The 17,165-nt window shown below is 71.8% G+C and carries 16 protein-coding genes; 8 read left to right on the top strand and 8 right to left on the bottom strand.

Features of this window, described 5'->3' with window-relative positions:
- Positions 1-14 precede the first annotated feature (14 nt).
- Complete coding sequence (locus tag IOD14_RS41465) at positions 15-2,411, top strand: cation-translocating P-type ATPase (RefSeq protein WP_123990044.1); 2,397 nt, start codon at positions 15-17, stop codon at positions 2,409-2,411.
- 5 nt (positions 2,412-2,416) lie between these two features.
- Here the strand turns inward: IOD14_RS41465 and IOD14_RS41470 are convergent, their stop codons facing one another.
- The 3 genes from IOD14_RS41470 to IOD14_RS41480 form a co-directional block, all read right to left on the bottom strand.
- Positions 2,417-3,217 carry a hypothetical protein gene (locus tag IOD14_RS41470; RefSeq protein WP_123990045.1) on the bottom strand — a complete coding sequence of 267 codons (801 nt, stop codon included), beginning with the start codon at positions 3,215-3,217 and terminating at the stop codon, positions 2,417-2,419.
- A 133-nt stretch (positions 3,218-3,350) separates the two neighbouring features.
- Positions 3,351-4,205: a calcium-binding protein gene (locus IOD14_RS41475; RefSeq protein WP_212672960.1), complete on the bottom strand. Its 855-nt coding sequence runs from the start codon at positions 4,203-4,205 to the stop codon at positions 3,351-3,353.
- Between the two features lie 107 nt (positions 4,206-4,312).
- Positions 4,313-7,519: a molecular chaperone Hsp90 gene (locus IOD14_RS41480; RefSeq protein ID WP_212672961.1), complete on the bottom strand. Its 3,207-nt coding sequence runs from the start codon at positions 7,517-7,519 to the stop codon at positions 4,313-4,315.
- A 155-nt stretch (positions 7,520-7,674) separates the two neighbouring features.
- Between IOD14_RS41480 and IOD14_RS41485 the strand changes: the two genes are divergently transcribed.
- Together IOD14_RS41485 and IOD14_RS41490 are read left to right on the top strand one after the other, a co-directional pair.
- A complete protein-coding gene (locus tag IOD14_RS41485) occupies positions 7,675-8,292 on the top strand; it encodes an RNA polymerase sigma factor (protein WP_212672962.1) in 618 nt (205 codons plus the stop codon).
- Positions 8,285-9,241 (top strand): CU044_5270 family protein, encoded by a 957-nt coding sequence (locus IOD14_RS41490; RefSeq protein WP_212672963.1) that lies wholly within the window; start codon positions 8,285-8,287, stop codon positions 9,239-9,241. Before IOD14_RS41485 ends, IOD14_RS41490 begins: the two co-directional genes overlap by 8 nt.
- An 18-nt stretch (positions 9,242-9,259) precedes the next feature.
- Here IOD14_RS41490 and IOD14_RS41495 read toward each other — a convergent pair whose 3' ends face one another.
- Positions 9,260-10,186, bottom strand: coding sequence for a DUF3027 domain-containing protein (locus IOD14_RS41495; RefSeq protein ID WP_123990049.1), 927 nt, complete (start codon positions 10,184-10,186; stop codon positions 9,260-9,262).
- Positions 10,187-10,590: 404 nt separating this feature from the next.
- Here IOD14_RS41495 and IOD14_RS41500 point away from each other — a divergent pair, with 404 nt between their 5' ends.
- The 4 genes from IOD14_RS41500 (at position 10,591) to IOD14_RS41515 (ending at position 14,051) form a co-directional block, all read left to right on the top strand.
- Positions 10,591-11,934, top strand: coding sequence for an MFS transporter (locus tag IOD14_RS41500; protein ID WP_123990050.1), 1,344 nt, complete (start codon positions 10,591-10,593; stop codon positions 11,932-11,934).
- Between the two features lie 71 nt (positions 11,935-12,005).
- Positions 12,006-12,509: a hypothetical protein gene (locus IOD14_RS41505; protein ID WP_123990051.1), complete on the top strand. Its 504-nt coding sequence runs from the start codon at positions 12,006-12,008 to the stop codon at positions 12,507-12,509.
- 14 nt (positions 12,510-12,523) lie between these two features.
- Complete coding sequence (locus IOD14_RS41510; RefSeq protein ID WP_212672964.1) at positions 12,524-13,189, top strand: futalosine hydrolase; 666 nt, start codon at positions 12,524-12,526, stop codon at positions 13,187-13,189.
- The gene (locus tag IOD14_RS41515) at positions 13,179-14,051 is read left to right on the top strand and encodes a 1,4-dihydroxy-6-naphthoate synthase (RefSeq protein WP_212672965.1); all 873 of its coding nucleotides are present in this window, start codon (positions 13,179-13,181) and stop codon (positions 14,049-14,051) included. Before IOD14_RS41510 ends, IOD14_RS41515 begins: the two co-directional genes overlap by 11 nt.
- Here the strand turns inward: IOD14_RS41515 and IOD14_RS41520 are convergent.
- Both IOD14_RS41520 and IOD14_RS44835 read right to left on the bottom strand, forming a co-directional pair.
- Positions 14,044-14,502: a hypothetical protein gene (locus tag IOD14_RS41520; RefSeq protein WP_123990053.1), complete on the bottom strand. Its 459-nt coding sequence runs from the start codon at positions 14,500-14,502 to the stop codon at positions 14,044-14,046. The genes IOD14_RS41515 and IOD14_RS41520 overlap by 8 nt on opposite strands.
- Positions 14,502-14,885: a cold-shock protein gene (locus tag IOD14_RS44835; RefSeq protein WP_123990054.1), complete on the bottom strand. Its 384-nt coding sequence runs from the start codon at positions 14,883-14,885 to the stop codon at positions 14,502-14,504. Before IOD14_RS44835 ends, IOD14_RS41520 begins: the two co-directional genes overlap by 1 nt.
- 163 nt (positions 14,886-15,048) lie before the next feature.
- On the opposite strand from IOD14_RS44835, the gene IOD14_RS41530 reads away from it, so the two are divergent.
- Positions 15,049-15,297, top strand: a complete 249-nt coding sequence (locus IOD14_RS41530) for a hypothetical protein (RefSeq protein ID WP_031053162.1) — start codon at positions 15,049-15,051, stop codon at positions 15,295-15,297.
- Here IOD14_RS41530 and IOD14_RS41535 read toward each other — a convergent pair.
- Together IOD14_RS41535 and IOD14_RS41540 are read right to left on the bottom strand one after the other, a co-directional pair.
- Positions 15,276-15,908: a haloacid dehalogenase-like hydrolase gene (locus tag IOD14_RS41535; protein ID WP_123990055.1), complete on the bottom strand. Its 633-nt coding sequence runs from the start codon at positions 15,906-15,908 to the stop codon at positions 15,276-15,278. The two genes, IOD14_RS41530 and IOD14_RS41535, sit on opposite strands and share 22 nt — an antisense overlap.
- Before the next feature lie 52 nt (positions 15,909-15,960).
- On the bottom strand, positions 15,961-17,001 hold the full coding sequence (locus IOD14_RS41540) for a hypothetical protein (protein ID WP_212672966.1): 1,041 nt from the start codon (positions 16,999-17,001) through the stop codon (positions 15,961-15,963).
- Positions 17,002-17,165 lie beyond the last annotated feature (164 nt).

The following is a 17,165-nucleotide window of genomic DNA, read 5'->3' on the forward strand; positions in this document are numbered from 1 at the left end:
GTACCGTCGAATGCATGACGCACACCGACGCGGGCGCCGAACTCGACCCTGTGCATCCCACGACACTCCCGGCACCGGCGGCGGGCGGTCTGACCGCGTCCGAGGTCGCCGAGCGCGTGCGGCGGGGCCAGGTCAACGACGTGCCGGTGCGCAGCAGCCGGTCCCTGGCGGAGATCGTCCGGGCGAACGTCTTCACCCGGTTCAACGCGATCATCGGTGTGCTCTGGCTGGTCATGCTGTTCGTCGCGCCGTTCCAGGACAGCCTGTTCGGGTACGTCATCCTCGCCAACACCGGGATCGGCATCATCCAGGAGTGGCGGGCGAAGAAGACCCTCGACTCGCTCGCGGTGATCGGCGAGGCCCGGCCGACCGTACGGCGGGACGGGACCGCGTCCCAGGTCAGCACCTCGGAGATCGTCCTGGACGACGTCATCGAGATCGGGCCCGGCGACAAGGCCGTGGTCGACGGGGTGGTCGTCGAGGCCGACGGCCTGGAGATCGACGAGTCACTGCTGACCGGCGAGGCCGACCCGGTCGTGAAGCGGCCCGGCGACCAGGTGATGTCCGGGAGCTTCGTGGTCGCCGGCGGCGGCGCCTTCACGGCGACCAAGGTCGGCCGCGAGGCCTACGCCGCCCAGCTCGCCGAGGAGGCCTCCCGCTTCACACTGGTCCACTCCGAACTGCGCTCCGGCATCTCCACGATCCTCAAGTACGTGACGTGGATGATGGTCCCGACCGCGATCGGCCTGGTCATCAGCCAGCTGTTCGTGAAGGACAACGACCTCAAGGACTCCATCGCCCGCACGGTCGGCGGGATCGTGCCCATGGTCCCGGAGGGGCTGGTCCTGCTGACCTCCGTCGCCTTCGCCATCGGCGTCATCCGACTCGGCCGGAAACAGGCGCTCGTCCAGGAACTCCCGGCCATCGAGGGCCTCGCCCGCGTCGACACCGTCTGCCTCGACAAGACCGGCACCCTCACCGAGGGCGGCATGGACGTCACCGAGCTCAGGCCGCTCCAGGGTGCCGACGAGTCGTACGTGCGCAAGGTCCTCGGCGCCCTCGGCGAGTCCGACCCGCGGCCGAACGCCTCCCTCCAGGCGATCATCGACGTCTACCCGGACGCCGAGGAGTGGCGCTGCACCGAGTCGCTGCCCTTCTCCTCCGCCCGCAAGTACAGCGGCGCCACCTTCAGCGAGGGCGACGGCGAGTCCAGTACCTGGCTCCTCGGGGCGCCGGACGTGCTCCTGCCCCCCGACGATCCCGCCCTCGCCGAGACCGGGCGGCTCAACGAGCAGGGTCTGCGGGTGCTGTTGCTGGCCCGCGCCTCCCGCGACCTCGACGACCCCGAGGTCGCCCGGGGAGCGCGGCCGACCGCCCTCGTCGTCCTGGAACAGCGGCTGCGGCCCGACGCTGCCGACACCCTGCGGTACTTCGCCGAACAGGACGTGCGCGCCAAGGTCATCTCCGGGGACAACGCGGTGTCGGTGGGGGCGGTGGCGGCCAAACTCGGGCTCACCGGCAGCACGGTGGACGCCCGGCGGCTGCCCACCGACCGGGACGGCATGGCGAAGGAGCTCGACGAGGGCACGGTGTTCGGCCGGGTCACCCCGCAGCAGAAGCGCGACATGGTCGGGGCGCTCCAGTCACGCGGGCACACGGTCGCGATGACCGGCGACGGGGTCAACGACGTGCTCGCCCTCAAGGACGCCGACATCGGGGTGGCGATGGGCTCCGGGTCGGAGGCCACGCGGGCGGTCGCGCAGATCGTGCTGCTCGACAACAGCTTCGCGACCCTGCCGTCCGTCGTCGCCGAGGGGCGCCGGGTCATCGGCAACATCACCCGGGTCGCGACGCTGTTCCTGGTGAAGACCGTGTACTCGGTGCTGCTGGCGATCCTCGTGGTGTGCTGGCAGGTCGAGTACCCCTTCCTGCCACGGCACCTGACCCTGCTGTCGACGCTGACGATCGGCGTCCCGGCCTTCTTCCTGGCCCTCGCGCCCAACAAGGAACGCGCGAAACCGCACTTCGTGCGGCGGGTGATGCGGTACTCGATCCCCGGCGGGGTGGTGGCGGCGGTCGCGACCTTCGTGACGTATCTGATCGCCCGTCACCACTACACGGGCGAGGGCGCGTTGGACGCGGAGACCAGCGCGGCGACCCTGACCCTGTTCCTGATCTCGATGTGGGTCCTCGCGATCATCGCCCGCCCGTACACCTGGTGGCGGATCGCCCTGGTCGCGGCGATGGGCCTCGGCTTCGTCCTGGTCCTCGCCGTGCCCTGGCTCCAGCACTTCTTCGCGCTGAAGCTGGTCGGCGTGACGATGCCGTGGATCGCGGTCGGCATCTCGGTGGTGGCGGCGGCCACCCTGGAGCTCCTGTGGAGGTGGGTGGACCGCCGCGGTTCCGCTTAGCCGTGCTACTGGACGTCGACGAAGTCGCCCGTCGCGCTCACGGACGACGTGGTCGTCGTGCCCGCGAAGCTGTACCGGTAGTAGCCGTCGGCCGTCGCCGTGGTCGTCGTCTTCAGCGTGCCCGTGGACGACGTCTTGATGGTCTTGAGGGTCGTGTAGGTGCTGCTGCCCTTCTTGCGGAACTGCAGCTTCACCGGCTGGGTCGAGTAACCCGCGTACTTGTTGGTGTCCCAGTTCGCGCGAGCGAGCTTGCCCGTGACGGTGATCGTCCTGCCCTTCTTCACCGGCTCCGGGGAGGCGTCGGTGGTGAGGGTGGCCCTGCGCTGGAGGTGGGTGCTGCCGAGGCCGCCCTGCCAGGTCATGCCGCCGTCGCCGTCGACCGCGAGCGCGCCCAGCTTCCAGGTGCCGGCCTCGCTGCTGATCAGGTCGCCGTCCTCGTCGGAGCCCTTGGGGCGGAACTGGATCTTCGCGGTGCACTTCAGGACCGTCGAGGAGGATGTCGTGCAGGTACCGGGTTCGTCCCCGCCGAGCAGGTCGTCGGAGTTCAGTCCGAGGGTGGCACCGCGGTAGAGCACGGGCCCGGTCTGGAAGGAGCTCGCGCTCAGGTTCGCGGGCTTGGTCACGGTGTAGGTCGCCGAGACGGTGACCGTCGACGTCGTGCCGACCACGATGTTCTTGCCGCTGTTGACCTTCAGGTTGGAGAAGGTGACCGCGGGCCCGGCCGTGGCGGCCTGGGCGGACGGCACGGCGAGGGCGGAGAGTGCCACGGCGCCGGAGGCGGCGAGGACGAGGGCGCGTATGCGCATGTGCGTTCCCCATGAGGAGAGAAGGATCTCGGAGTCTGCTGACTCACTCCCTAGATCCGTGACTCAGGGGACTGGTTGTACGGCTGGGGCATGATTTTGGCCGCACATGCGCAACGCTTTGCCTCGGGCCGACCTACTTGACGTCGATGAAGTCACCCGCGGCGTTGACCGCCGGGGTGGTGGAGGTGCCCGCGAAGCTCCAGCGGAAGAAGCCGTCGACCGTGGCCTTGACCGTGGTCTTCAGGTCTCCCTTGTTGTTGGTCTTGACGGTCTTCACGGTGGTGTAGGTGTCGGAGTCCTTCTTGCGGAACTGCAGCTTCACCGGCTGGGTCGAGTAACCGGCGTACTTGCGGGTCTCCCAGTTGGCCCGGGTCAGCTTGCCGGTGACCGTGATGGTCTTGCCCTTCTTCACCGGCTCGGGGGAGGCGTTGGCGGTGAGCTTCGACAGGCGCTGGATCCTGTGGGTGCCGTAGAAGTCGTTCCAGTAGTCGCTGCCGGCCTCGTCGGCGGCGATCGCGGCGGCCGTCACATGCCAGGTGCCGGCGAGCGAGTTCATGTACAGGTACCGGCCGGCGTCGATCGTGATGGTCAGCTTGCAGGTCGAGGTGGTGGTGCTGACCGCGGTGCAGGTGGCGGTCTGCTCGTTCGGCCCGAACACGCCGTCGACGTGGGCGCGGTCCCTGCCGTGCCACAGGTCGATGTACGCGTCCTCGATACCGGCGGAGTGGCTGGCGGTCAGCGACACGGTGTAGGTCTTGACGCCCGTGTAACCGGCCACGATGGCCTTGCCGCCGTTGACCTTCACGTTGGAGACGACCGGCGGTTCCGCGTCGTCGTCGGCAGCGCTCATCGCGGCTCTGGACACGCCGAAACGCTCCGCGGCCGTGGGTTTGTGCAGGCCCCCGCCGTCGGCCTGAGCGACCGGGACGGCGAGGGCGGCGAGGACGAGACCGCCGGAGACGGCGGCCACGGTGGTGCGGATGCGCATGCGTTCCCCCAGGGACTGGTCGTGGAGCCTGGCGGCTCGTGGGGTCAGATGCGAGCCGCGGCCGACTCGTTGCAGACCTGGTAAGAAATTTGTGTGAGCGTCCTCGCTCAGTCGAACCAGCGGTCCCGTGCCAGTTCCTCCGTGCGGGTCGGGTCCTCCAGGAGGGCCGCCACCTCGAAGCGCCGCGGCCACTGCCCCGCAGCCCAGGCCAGTCCCGCGGCCACGCCCTCCAGGGTGGAGGCGTGCAGGACGCCGTCGGTGGTGAGGCGCCAGTCGATCTCCACGCCGTCGACGACGAGTTCGTCGTGCTCGACGTAGGTCGACGGGGTACGGGCACCCAGCAGCACCCCGACCGGCTCCGGGACGTCGTGCTCGGTGCCCTCGGAGTCCACCGAACCCGTCACCGACTCACTCAGGCGGCGGACCTGGAAGAGTTCGGCCAGTTCGGCGGCCCGGGACGGGCGGACCGGCAGCAGGGGGACGCCCTCCGTGAAGGGCAGCAGGTCCGGGGAGTCGACGACCACCGCGTCGGTGGCGTCCACGACCCCGACCCGGCCGTCGGTCACCGCGCGCAGCTCGTCGGGCAGGGTCACCTGCTCGGGGTCCAGGTCGGCCAACGCGCTGTAGAGGGCGTGCAGTTGGGCGCCTGTCACCGGGCGGTCGGGGTCGGCGAGGCGGTCCAGGAGTTCGGCCGCGCCGCCGGGCTCCTCCAGCAGCGCGGCCACCGACGTCCGTACGCCCAGCGCCCGCAGGACCTGCTCGTCGTCGAACCCGGTCGCGTCCGCCTCCTCGTACAGACCGCGCAGCAGGGGGTCTCCCCCGGCCGCCAGCAGACCGGCGGGGCGGCGGCCGTCGAGCACCGGATGCCCGCGCAGCCACCAGGCGGTGTACGGCCGTACGACCTCGTGCGTGCCGTCCGGCAGCAGGATGCGGACCGGCTGGGTGAGGGCGTCCCTCAGCGGCGGCTGGGCCAGCAGGGCCAGTGCCTCGGGCCACTTGTCCTCGTCGACCAGGTCGAGATCGCGTACGGCGATCAGCTCGGTGGCGACCGGCGGTACCGGTGTGTCCGGGAAGCGGTCGAGGATGTCCTCGCACCACACGTCCACCGCGTCGAGGAGCCCGGCGTCGTCCGGTTCGGCGAAGTCGCCCTCGCGCGGCTCCAGTTCGTCCGGGTCCAGCACCACGTCCGTGGCCCGCACCAGGGCGAAGCCGGCGAGCACACCGCAGGCCGCCAGGGGCTGTTCGCCCCACTTGGCGGCCAGTTCGGCGTCCACGAAGGCGAGTTCGCCCTCGCGCATGATCTGCGCGAACGGGCTGCCGGGCAGGACGAGTTCACCGGCGGGGGCCAGTTCCCCCTCCTCGTCGGGCAGGGCGAGCGCCCCCAGCCACGGCTCCTCGCCGGGCTCCAGGCCCGCGTCCCGGACGAGCGCGAGGACCGTGTCGGCCAGCTCCTCGGCGTCCGGGGTGTCCTCCTCCCAGCTCATCCCGCCGTCGTCGTCCAGGGAGGCGGCCACCGCGGCCCGCACCTGGGGCGTGGTGAGCACCGCGCGCGGTGTCGCGGGCAGCGCGCCCAGCTTCTCCAGCAGCGGGTGGGCGGCGGCCGGGTGGGCGACCTTGAGGCCGAGCCGGGCGAGGATCTCGGGGTCGGTCAGGGACCCGTCCGAGGTGGGCAGCAGCACCTGCCGGGGCCCGATGGTCGTACGGCCTCCCCCAGTGCCGAAAGCCTGGGAGGTGCCCCCAGCCAGCGGCACGGGCAGACCGGTCAGCCGGTCGGGGTCGACGCCGGCGAGGCTGTCGTAGAGCCGCTGCCACCACTCCGGCTCCTTCTCCAGGCCCGCGAGCCGGTCGATCGCGTCGGTCAGCGGGACCCGGGCGACGCCCAGGGTGCGCAGTTCCACGCGTCGTTCGAGACCGGCGGGCAGAAGGGTGGGCAGGACCTCGGCGAGCACCCGCACGGTGTCGGCACCGGCGCCCTCGACGACCTCGGCCTCGCGGGGACGCAGGGCCTCGGGCAGTTCCGAGTCGTCGCCGGGCTCGAGTGCGGGCGCGTGGAGAGCCGGAGGAGCGGGTGGGAGAGCCGGGAGGGCGGGTGGGAGGAACGCGGTTCGCGGGAGGCGGTCGAGGATCGCCTGCCGCAGCGCCCCGTCCAGCTCGCCCTTGCCCAGCGGGCCGGGCACCAGGGCGATGATCCCCTCGCTCACCGGGCGCCAGCCGGCGAGGAGTTCGGCGTACACGTCCGCCGCGCGCTGGACGAGGAAGTCGGTGAGCGGTCCGGGCGACGCGTGCCGGCGGGTGGTGTCCAGCGGGAAGGACGCGATGAGCAGCGCGGGCACGCCGAGCGGTTCGTCGCTGGGCGTCGGGGCGTGCACGACGGGGCTGGTCCGGGGGTGGGCCGGGGTGCCGTCGGGGTCGGCCGGCACGGCCCAGGTGAGGGACCAGTGCGGTCGCAGCCGCTCCTCGACGGGCCGGCCTGCGAGGAGTTCGGGGGTGAGCGGGCCGTGCGCGGACGCGGTACGCCACCGGGTCGTACCGTCGCGCGAGTCCTCCACGACGGTCAGGCCGTCCTCGGTGCGGCGGCTGAGGGTGCGGGTGGTGTCCGTCTCGATGACGACCTCCTCCAGCCCGGGGAGGGCGAGGAGGAGCGCGTCGTCGACGGCGTTCAGGAGGCGCTCGGCGAGGTCGGCGGCCGCGGTGTCGCGCAGCGGGAGGATGACGACGGTGTCGTAGGGGTCGGGTGCGCTGCCCTCGGCGGCGAACGGGAGCCGCAGCAGCGGGACATGGCCGTCGCGGCGGCGGATCTCGTCGCCGAGGCCGGGGCTGTGGCGGGCGGTGTCGGCGGCGTGGTCGCGGGCCTCGGCCAGTGACCAGCGGACTCCGCCGTGGCGGCCGACGACGGCGGGCTCGTCGGTGACGGCGAGCACGGCGGCGAAGCCGACACCGAAGCGGCCGACCGAGCCGTCGGTGTTGTCGCGCTTGGCGGAGGCGCGCAGCGTGGAGAGGGATTCGACACCGGCCGCGTCCAGCGGGGCACCGGTGTTGGCGGCGAACAGGACGCCCTCGCGAAGGGTGAGCCGGAGCCGTCCGGGCACGCCCGCCCGGGCCGCCGCGTCGGCTGCGTTCTGTGCGAGTTCGACGACCAGTCGGTCCCGGTACCCGCCGAGGACGAGGTCCTCCTCGGCGTTGGCGTCCTCCCGGAACCGGGCGGGGCTGGTGGCCCAGGCGTCCAGGACCCCTCGCCTGAGCCGGGCGGTCCCGAACGGGTCGGCACCCTCGGCTGCGGGCCGCACGAACTTGCTCACGTTGACTCTCCTCATCGGCGTGACGATGAAGGTACCGCGACGGGCGAGGACGGTGACTCCGCCCCTCGCGGCCCTCGCACCCCGGCCCCGGGGGAACCGGATTCCGGCGAGCGGCGAAGTACGGGTGAAAGCCCGAGCTTCAGAGCGTTACAGCGACGAAAGGAGCCCCGATGACCGTCGAACCGGGCGTCAGCGTGGGACAGGACAGCGACGCCGCGGTGATCGAACGGTCGTGGGAAGAGCCCGAGGCGTTCGCCGTGCTCTTCGACCGCCACGCCGACTCGGTGCACCGCTACGCGGCCCGCCGGCTCGGTGCGGAAGCCGCCGAGGACGTCATGGCGGAGACCTTCACCACCGCGTTCCAGCAGCGCTTCCGGTACCGCACGGAAGCGGCCGACGCCCGCCCCTGGCTGTTCGGCATCGCGACCAACCTCGTCGGCCGCCACCGGCGTGCCGAGGCCCGGCGGCTGAAGACGCTCGGCCGGCTGCCCCCGGCGGCCTCCGGCGGGCAGGCCGAGGAGACGGTCGCGGACCGGGTGGCGGCACGGGTCAGCGCCCAGGCGGTACGCGGCGAACTCGCCCGTGCCCTCGGCCGCTTGCCCGCCCGGCACCGGGACGTGCTGCTGCTGGTCGCCTGGGCCGACCTCGGCTACGAGGAGGTCGCGGCCGCCCTCGGTGTGCCGGTGGGGACGGTCCGGTCACGGCTGCACAGGGCTCGCAGAAAACTTCGTGAGGCATTGGGCGGATCCGATCCGACCGCTCTTCGAGAGGAATCCGACGATGAATGAGATCGAGCTCCTGAGGGAGTGGGACGCGGACGCGCCCCCGCTCTCGGACGCCGCCCGCGCCCGCGCCCGCTTCCGCCTCCACCAGGCGATGCAGGGACCCACCGCCCCCGTCGCCGTGCCCGGCGTCGGCCGCCGTCCGCTGCTGCGGATCGCCGTGGCCGGCGTCGCCGCGGCGGCCGTCACCGCGACCGTGGTGGTCGCCCAGAACACCGGGGAGCAGGCCCCACGCACCCAGACGGTCAGCGCGACCACCGTGCTGCGGGGGGCGGCCGCCGAGGCCCTGCGCACCGAGAAGCCCGTCGCCCCGCGCGACGACCAGTTCATCTACACCAAGGAGGTCATCGAGCGCAGGCCGGTCTCCGGCGGCCCCGTGAAGAAGTGGGTCGACGAGAGTTGGAGCTCGGTCGACGGGTCCAAGAAGGGCTACGTCAGCGAGCTGGGCTACAAGCAGTGGGTGCCGGCGTTCAAGCCGGGTCAGGGCACCTGGCCGCCGACCAAGTGGTCCGAGCTGAAGGAACTGCCCACCGACCCGGGGAAACTGACAGCCACCCTGCGCGACATGGGCGGCAAGCCGGACTACGGCCGGCCGACCAGGGCCGACGAGTGGCCGATGGTCGAGATCTTCCTCTCCGGACTGCTCCGCCACTCCGTCCTGCCCAAGGGGCTGCGCTCCGCGGCGTTCGAGGCGCTCGCCGCAGCCCCCGGCGTCAAGGTGCTGCCGGGCCGAACCGAGTTCAACGGACACACGGCCCTCGGCGTCCAGTACGTCATCGGCCCGCCCGGCACCTCCTGGAAGGACGGCGGGCGAACGCTGCTCTTCGACGCGAAGACGTACCGGTACCTGGGGTTGCGTGAGCGGACCACGGCGAAGCTGACGACGAAGGTCTACGACCAGTCGCAGTACGTCGTCGCCAGCGGCGTGGTGGACCGGGTGTTCCAGCGCCCGTGAGCCGTAGGGCCCTGAGCCCTACGAGTGGCCCAGCTCCGCCGACGCCTCGTCCGTGGTCTCCGGCACCGAGCCGGAGTCCCGGGCGGGGCGCAGCGGGAACGGGTCCACTCTGGTCTCGTCGATCACCGGCTCGGCCGGCTGCGGGGGCTTCGGCATGACCGCGGCCTCCGAGTGGCCGCCGCAGCCGTACGACAACGACACGACCCGGCCGTCCGCCGGGGCGAACTCGTTGGCGCACAGGCCGAAGGCCTGGCCCAGCGAGCCCCCGAGCGGGACCAGGAAGCCGCAGCTGACGCAGGGCGCCGGGGCCGCCTGGGCCATCGGCGTCTTCGCGCCGAAGGACTCCTCCCAGCGGTCGGCGGCGACATGGAGGCCGTAGCGGGACAGGACGCGGGCCCGGCGCATGCCCAGTTCCTCGGCGACCGCGGCGATCGAGCCGCGGGTCGGGACCACCGGGAGGTGGGAGGGGGTGCCCGCGGTGAGGTCCGCGTCCTCCGCCTCGACCAGCTCGGCCATCTCCTCGGAGACCGGCGCGCTCGGCAGGGGCTCGTCCTCGCCGGTGTACCCGGGCTCCAGACGCAGGTCCTCGGCGTCGGTGGGGAGGAGATCGCCGGGGCCCATGTCGCCGGGGCGCAGGCGTTCGCTCCACGGCACCCACTCCGGGGCCAGCAGCGCGTCCGGGCCGGGCAGCAGGACGACCTCGTCCAGCGTCACCAGCTTCGCGCGGGAGGCGCGCGCCACCGTCACGGCCCAGCGCCAGCCCCGGTACCCGAGCTCCTTGCACTCGAAGTAGTGCGTGACGACACGATCGCCCTCGGAGACCAGGCCCGCGTGCTCACCCACCACGCCGGGCGCGGCGGCCTCCTCGGCGGCCGTGCGGGCGAGGTCGACGGCCTCGGCGCACAGGCGGTCGGGGGTGCGGCTTCGCGTTGTCGCTGCGCTCACAGGTATCGCTTCTCTCCTACGCCGTCACTCGGGTGCGCCGGCCTGAAGGCGGCGGATGCGGACGGAGCGGACCGGAGGACCGCGTCGACGTCCGCGCCCGATCGCGCTCGGGCGCACCTGCTCCCATCCATTCTGCGGGATGTCAGAGAGGCGCGCGGCCGAGAACGTTCGCCACGGCGCGCTACGCACGCTACCTGTTCGGCGCCGCTCGGCCTACACCGACGTGATGGTTCGTTGCCTCCAGAGGTGCTCCAGAGGTTTTCCGGAGGTGCTCCGGAGGCGCTTCATATGCGTTCATACGCGCGGTAACCGCACTACTCACAGCTTTCTCGGGGCACTATGACGGGGTGGCAGCCACGAGGACACCCCAGGGAGCCACCGGAATCGGTGGCGGTGCGGGCCGGATGTCAGGGTCCGTGCGCGCCGTCGGCCGTGCCCTGCACTTTCCGTTCACCGGTACGGCCCGCGGCATCCGCAAGGCGACCCACGCGCACGGTGCGGGCGAGTCCGGCCTCGGCAAGCTGATCGAACTGCACGCCGTCAACGGCGCGGGGGACGTGATGATCACCGTCGCCCTCGCGACGACGGTGTTCTTCTCCGTGCCGACCGACGAGGCCCGCGGGCGCGTCGCCCTGTACCTCGCCATCACGATGGCGCCCTTCACGGTCCTCGCACCGGTGATCGGTCCCCTCCTCGACCGTCTTCCGCACGGCCGCCGGGCCGCCATGGCGGGTGCCATGCTCGCCCGCGCGATGCTCGCGCTGATCATCGCCGGGGCGGTCGCCACAGGCAGCCTGGAGCTGTATCCGGCGGCCCTGGGCGTACTGGTGGCCTCCAAGGCGTACGGCGTGGTCAGAAGCGCGGTGGTACCCCGCCTGCTCCCGCCCCGCTTCTCCCTCGTCAAGGCGAACTCCCGCGTCACCCTCGGCGGCCTGCTCGCCACCGGCATCGCGGCCCCCATCGGCGCGGGACTGCAGGCCATCGGACCGCGCTGGCCGCTCTACGGCGCCTTCGTGATCTTCATCGCGGGCACGTTCCTGTCCTTCTCGCTGCCGCCGAAGGTCGACTCGGCCAAGGGCGAGGACGTGGCCCTGCTCGCCGCCGACGAGGAACACCTGCACGGGCCGCACCTCAAGCCGGTCAAGCGGCCCGGGCTGCGCACGGTCGGCATCGCCGTCACCCACGCCCTCGGCGCGAACGCCACCCTGCGCTGGCTGTCCGGCTTCCTCACCTTCTTCCTCGCCTTCCTGCTGCGCGAGCATCCGCTGACCGGGGAGAGCGCGGCGGTCTCGCTGGGGTTGGTGGCCGTGTCGGCGGGCGCGGGCAACGCGCTCGGTACGGCGGTCGGGGCCTGGCTCAGGTCGAGGTCGCCGGAGATCATCATCCTGACCGTGGTGGCGTTCGTGCTGGGTGCCGCGATCACGGCGGCGATCTTCTTCGGGGCGTTCCTGGTGGCCTGTCTGGCGGCGGTCGCCGGGTTCGCGCAGGCGCTGTCCAAGCTGTCCCTGGACGCGCTGATCCAGCGGGACGTGCCCGAACTGGTCCGCACCTCCGCCTTCGCCCGCTCCGAGACCCTGCTCCAGGTGTCGTGGGTGTTCGGCGGGGCGGTCGGCATCGTGATGCCCCTCAACGGCTACCTCGGTCTCTCCGTGGCCGCAGCCGTCGTCGCGGTGGGCTGGCTGAGCACCGCGAGGGGGCTGCTGAGCTCGGCACGGCACGGTGGCTCGGCCAAGGCTCGGGTGGCGTAACCCGCCCCCGGCGGGCGGCACGCCGCACCCCGCATAAAGGGACTGTTGCACCCGCCCGATAGCCTTCCGCCATGACCACGCTGCAATCCGATGTGCGACGCCGCCGCGCCGTCGCCGCCGCCGGCCTCGTTTCCGCCGGACTGCTCGTCCTGTCGGCCTGCGACAAGCCGACGCCGCGCGTCACCGTCACGGTCGGTTCGACCTCGGTGAGCTCCGAGGCCGTCTGCTACGACGACGGCAATGACCTCGGCAAGGCCAAGGCCGCCAAGTGCGCCCTGGAGAAGTCGGACGTCAAGACGATCAAGGTCAAGCAGAGCGAGACCCTGCGCGTCGGCGTCGACCCCGAGGTCGCGGACACCGGCTGGGCGCTGTGGATCAACGGCCAGCAGATGACGTACGCCTACAAGAAGACGTACTACTCCTTCGACGGCGTCGACCTCTTCGCCCAGCAGCAGGGCCAGGCCCCGCAGAAGACGCTGTACATCAGCATCGTCGAGCAGGACAAGCAGTCCTCCGGCGAGAGCAAGGCGTACAAGGGCGTGTGGAACTTCAAGCTGGAGAACTCGGACTACTGATCCGCCGCATCCGAATGCGCATCCTCGTGGCCACCGCGGTCCCGGTCGAACGGGACGCGGTGGCCCGTGCGTTCACGGGCCCGGCACCGGCCGTCGACGTCCTCGCGGTGGGGGTCGGGCCCGCACTCGCCGCCGCCGCCACCGCCACCGCGCTCACCCGGGCCGCCCAGGAGGGCTCCGGCTACGGCCTCGTGGTCAGCGCCGGGATCGGCGGCGGGTTCCTGCCGCACGCCCCGGTCGGCTCGCTCGTCGTCGCCGACGAGATCACCGCGGCCGACCTCGGGGCCGAGACCGCCGACGGGTTCGTGCCGGTGACCGAGCTGGGGTTCGGGGCCGTCACCCACCGTCCGCCCGCAGCACTCGTGCGCGCCGCCGCGGCCGCGACCGGGGGACGCGCCGGAGCCGTGCTCACCGTCTCCGCGGTGACCGGTACGGCCGCCCGTGCGGACGCGCTGCGCGAACGCCATCCCAGCGCACTCGCCGAGGCCATGGAGGGCTTCGGGGTCGCCGAGGCGGCCCGGCTGCACGGGGTGCCCGTGCTGGAGATCCGGGCCGTGTCCAACCCGGTCGGCCCGCGCGACCGGGCCGCCTGGCGCATCGGCGACGCGCTCGCGGCCCTGACGGAGGGGTTCGGGAAGCTGAGGCCCGTACTGGAGGGTTGGAAAGACCATGACGACTGAGCCGACGACCGAGCAGACCACCGCAGCGCTGAAAATCGCGTACTCACCCTGCCCCAACGACACGTTCGTCTTCGACGCCCTCGCCCACGGCCGCGTCCCCGGCGCGCCCGCGCTGGACGTGACCTTCGCCGACATCGACATCACCAACGGGATGGCGGAGCGCGGCGAGCTCGATGTGCTGAAGGTGTCGTACGCCGTGCTGCCGTACGTCCTCGACGAGTACACGCTGCTGCCGTGCGGGGGCGCGCTGGGGCGCGGGTGCGGGCCGCTGGTGCTGACGCGGGAGGCCGGCGTGGACCTGACCGGCCGTACCGTCGCCGTCCCGTCCGAGAGGTCGACGGCGTATCTGCTGTTCCGGCTGTGGGCGGCCGACGTCCTGACGGGCGGTGTCGGGGAGATCGTGGTGCTGCCGTTCCACGAGATCATGCCGGCCGTGCGGGACGGGAAGGTCGACGCGGGGCTCGTGATCCACGAGGCCCGGTTCACCTACCAGAACTACGGTCTGCACAAGCTCGCGGACATGGGCGAGCACTGGGAGTCGACGACCGGGCTGCCGATTCCGCTGGGTGCGATCATCGCGAAGCGGTCGCTGGGTGCGGAGCGGCTGTCACTGCTCGCCGAGTCGATCCGCACGTCCGTGCGGGCCGCCTGGGAAGAGCCCGAGGTTTCCCGGCCTTATGTCATGGCCCATGCGCAGGAGATGGATCCCGCCGTCGCCGATCAGCACATTGGTCTGTACGTCAACGAGTTCACCGCGAACCTCGGCGAGGACGGATATGCGGCGATTCGAGGGCTGTTGACCCGGGCGGCCGCGGAAGGACTCGTACCCGCTCTGGGGCCGGACGCGTTGTCGTTTATCTGACGCGCGCCTTTGGGTCGTACGGCCATTGGGCCAGTTTCAACATTCCCAGGACCCGGTGGATCAGGAAACCCGCGAGCGGGAGTTCCACGCACACCGCCAATGCGGCGGACCACCAGACGTCCGGGGTGCCCAGGGCCAGCGAGACGTCGAACCAGGCGTCGCAGACCAGCAGGGCACCCGTCGCCACGGCCGCCACCACGACCCCGCGGCGGCGCCGCCAGCCGAGCAGGGCGGTGGCGGCCATCGCGAGGAGGAGCAGGACGTCGAAACCGACCCAGGTGGTGCGCCACTGACGGACCGTGTAGCCGCTGGGCAGCGTGAACGCCAGCAGCACCGTCCAGGGGACCAGGCCCACGGCGCACACGGTCAGCAGTTCCAGCGTGTGGCGCCGCTGCCGCCGGACCTGCTCCAGCAGGTCCGGGGACGGCGCCTCGGCCCGTATCTCGCTCACTACACGTCGAGTTGGTCGGCGACCGCTCGCAGGAGACCGGCGATCTTCTTGCCCGCCGTCTTGTCGGGGTAGCGGCCGCGCTCCAGCATCGGGGTGATGTTTTCCAGGAGGGTCGTCAAATCCTGGACGATGGAGGCCAGTTCGTCGGGCTTCTTGCGCGTCGCCGCCGCGACCGAGGGAGTCGGGTCGAGGACGGTCACCGAAAGGGCCTGGTCACCGCGCTGCCCGGCGACCACTCCGAACTCCACCTTCTGTCCGGGCTTCAGCGTCTCGACTCCGGCGGGGAGGACCGAGGAATGGACGAAGACGTCACCGCCGTCGTCGCGGGAGAGAAAGCCGAAGCCCTTCTCGCTGTTGAACCACTTGACCTTGCCGGTAGGCACGTCTGTCCTCGTCCTCGTACTCGTCGGAAAACTGCTTCTGAAAGGGCCCTTGATAGCACTGGGGCGGGTCGTCGGGACCCGCCGGTACCAAGGCTAATGGTCTTCAGGCCGGTGACAAGACGTCGCCCGGTTGTTCCTTCGGGCAGGGAACTACCCTGGTCCGGTGCGTGACAAAACCCAAACGAATTCCGCCGCTCCCGGTGACCGACTGATCCGTGCCGGAGCCATCGTGTTCTTCATCGGTGCGGTGGCCACTCTGGTCACCGTGGCCCCGTTCCTGCTCGGAACGACGCCATTTCCGACATACATGTTCGGATTGAGCATGCTCATGGCCGTCGGATTCGTGGTGGCCGGTGCCGGAGTCCTGCAATCGGTCGCGGCGGGAAGGCGTCAGGCGCGGGCCGGACGGTAGTCCGAAAACCACCCCGGGAACTCAGTGAGATCGCCGAGGACGACATCGGCTCCGGCCGAGGCCAGTTCCTCGGCGGTGCACGGACCGGTGGGCACCGCGACCGACAGCGCCTCGGCGATCCGCGCCCCGCGCACATCGCCCGTGTGGTCGCCGACGTACACGCTCGCACCGTGCTCGCGCAGCGCCTCGCCCTTCCGCTCGGCCCACAGGTTGCCGATCACCGCGTCGGGCGCCAGGCCCAGGTGCTTCATGTGCAGCTTGGCGTTGGGCTCCCACTTGGCCGTCACGACGATCGCCCGCCCGCCGGCCTCCTGAACGGCGCCGATGGCCTCGCGGGCGCCCGGCATCGCCAGGGTGCCGGTGATGGCGTACGTCGGGTAGAGCTCGCGGTAGAGGTCCGCCATGGCGGGGATGCGGTCCGCCGGGAACCAGTACGCCATCTCCTCCTCCAGCGGCGGCCCGAGCCGCGTCACCACCAGGTCGGCGTCGACGTACGTCCCCGTTCGCCCGGACAACTCCACCCAGCAGGCGTGGATGCCGGGGCGGGAGTCGATGAGCGTCATGTCGAGGTCGAAGCCGACGGTCGGGGCGGAGATGCCTGTAGAAGCCATATGAGCCATTGTGCCCAAGCGGTACGACGGTCGGACAGCGATTTCCCGTGCCCTACCGCCGCCGCTGCGAGCGCCACACCAGGAACAGCGCCGACGCCACGGCCGCGCCCCGCACGACCCACGGCCAGGTCTCGGCGACCGCGTCGTTCATGTGGCCCTGGGCGATGGGCTCGCCCCAGCGGCCCTCGTTGCGCCCCCACAGCCAGACGAGCCCCGCGGTCAGCGAGAGGGCCGGCAGGAACACCACGGCCCACTTGGTCTCGGCGTCGGTCAGCCGGCGCGAGGCCCACGCGATGAGCCAGCCGACGACGAGGACGAGGAGGTTGCCGAGCACGGCACCGGCGACGAGAAGCGCGGCGGCGAGCAGCAGCAGGGGGTTGCTCCAGCTCCCGGCACCGGCAAAGGGGCGCCGGCGGGCCGGGGCGGCCTCGACGACCGGCTCCGCGGCCTTGGCCCCGCCGGCCGTCCTCGGCTTCCACCAGGCCGTACGTGCCTTCACCACCGGCACCTGCGCCGCCTGCTCCACGGTGGGCGCGGGCTCGGGCTTCCGCTCCTCCTTGGGCGGCGGAGGCTTCAGCAGCTCCGGGATCTCCACTCCGCCGACGAAGCCCGGCACGCTGTCGCCGACCCCGAAGGGGCTGCTGTCCACCCGCCACCAGTCGGGCTGTGCCGCGCTGTCGCCGAGCTCGTCCAGGCCGGCCAGGTGCGGCCCGTGGGACAGGTCGCGGTCGGGAGCGGGCGGCGGGGTGTCGGGGCGCTGCCGGGGGACGACCTTGCGCAGCCCCTTGGGCCGCTCGGTCTCCTCCGGTTCCCGGTCCCGCTGGACGGGCATGGCGACGACCGGCGCCTGCGGGGCGCTGCCCGCCGTGCCTCCGGCCGCGGTGACCACCTCGTCGGGGCTGCCCAGCCTGGCGATGATCCGGCGGACGGCGGCGGGCGAGTCCACGGTGACCTTGGCGCGCCGCCGGTCGATCTCGTTGCGCAGTTCGGAGACGAGCCGCATACGGGTGGACGACGGCAACTGCCGCTGCTGCGCGACATCGCCGACGCGGCTCAGATACTCGTAGACGACCTGGTCGCTCTCGATACCCACGAAGTCCCCTCCGGGGCGGGTGCGTTGGATACCCCGTGGGACGAAACTAGCGCAGGTGGGGTCCATCCGGTCCACAGGGGAGGAACGCAGGTCAGCGATATCCGGTCGGTCCCCGGGCGCGCCCCTGCTCGGCCCGGCCGCCGCGGGCGACCCGCTACCGTTGG

Source organism: Streptomyces sp. A2-16, assembly GCF_018128905.1.
Lineage (GTDB): Bacteria > Actinomycetota > Actinomycetes > Streptomycetales > Streptomycetaceae > Streptomyces.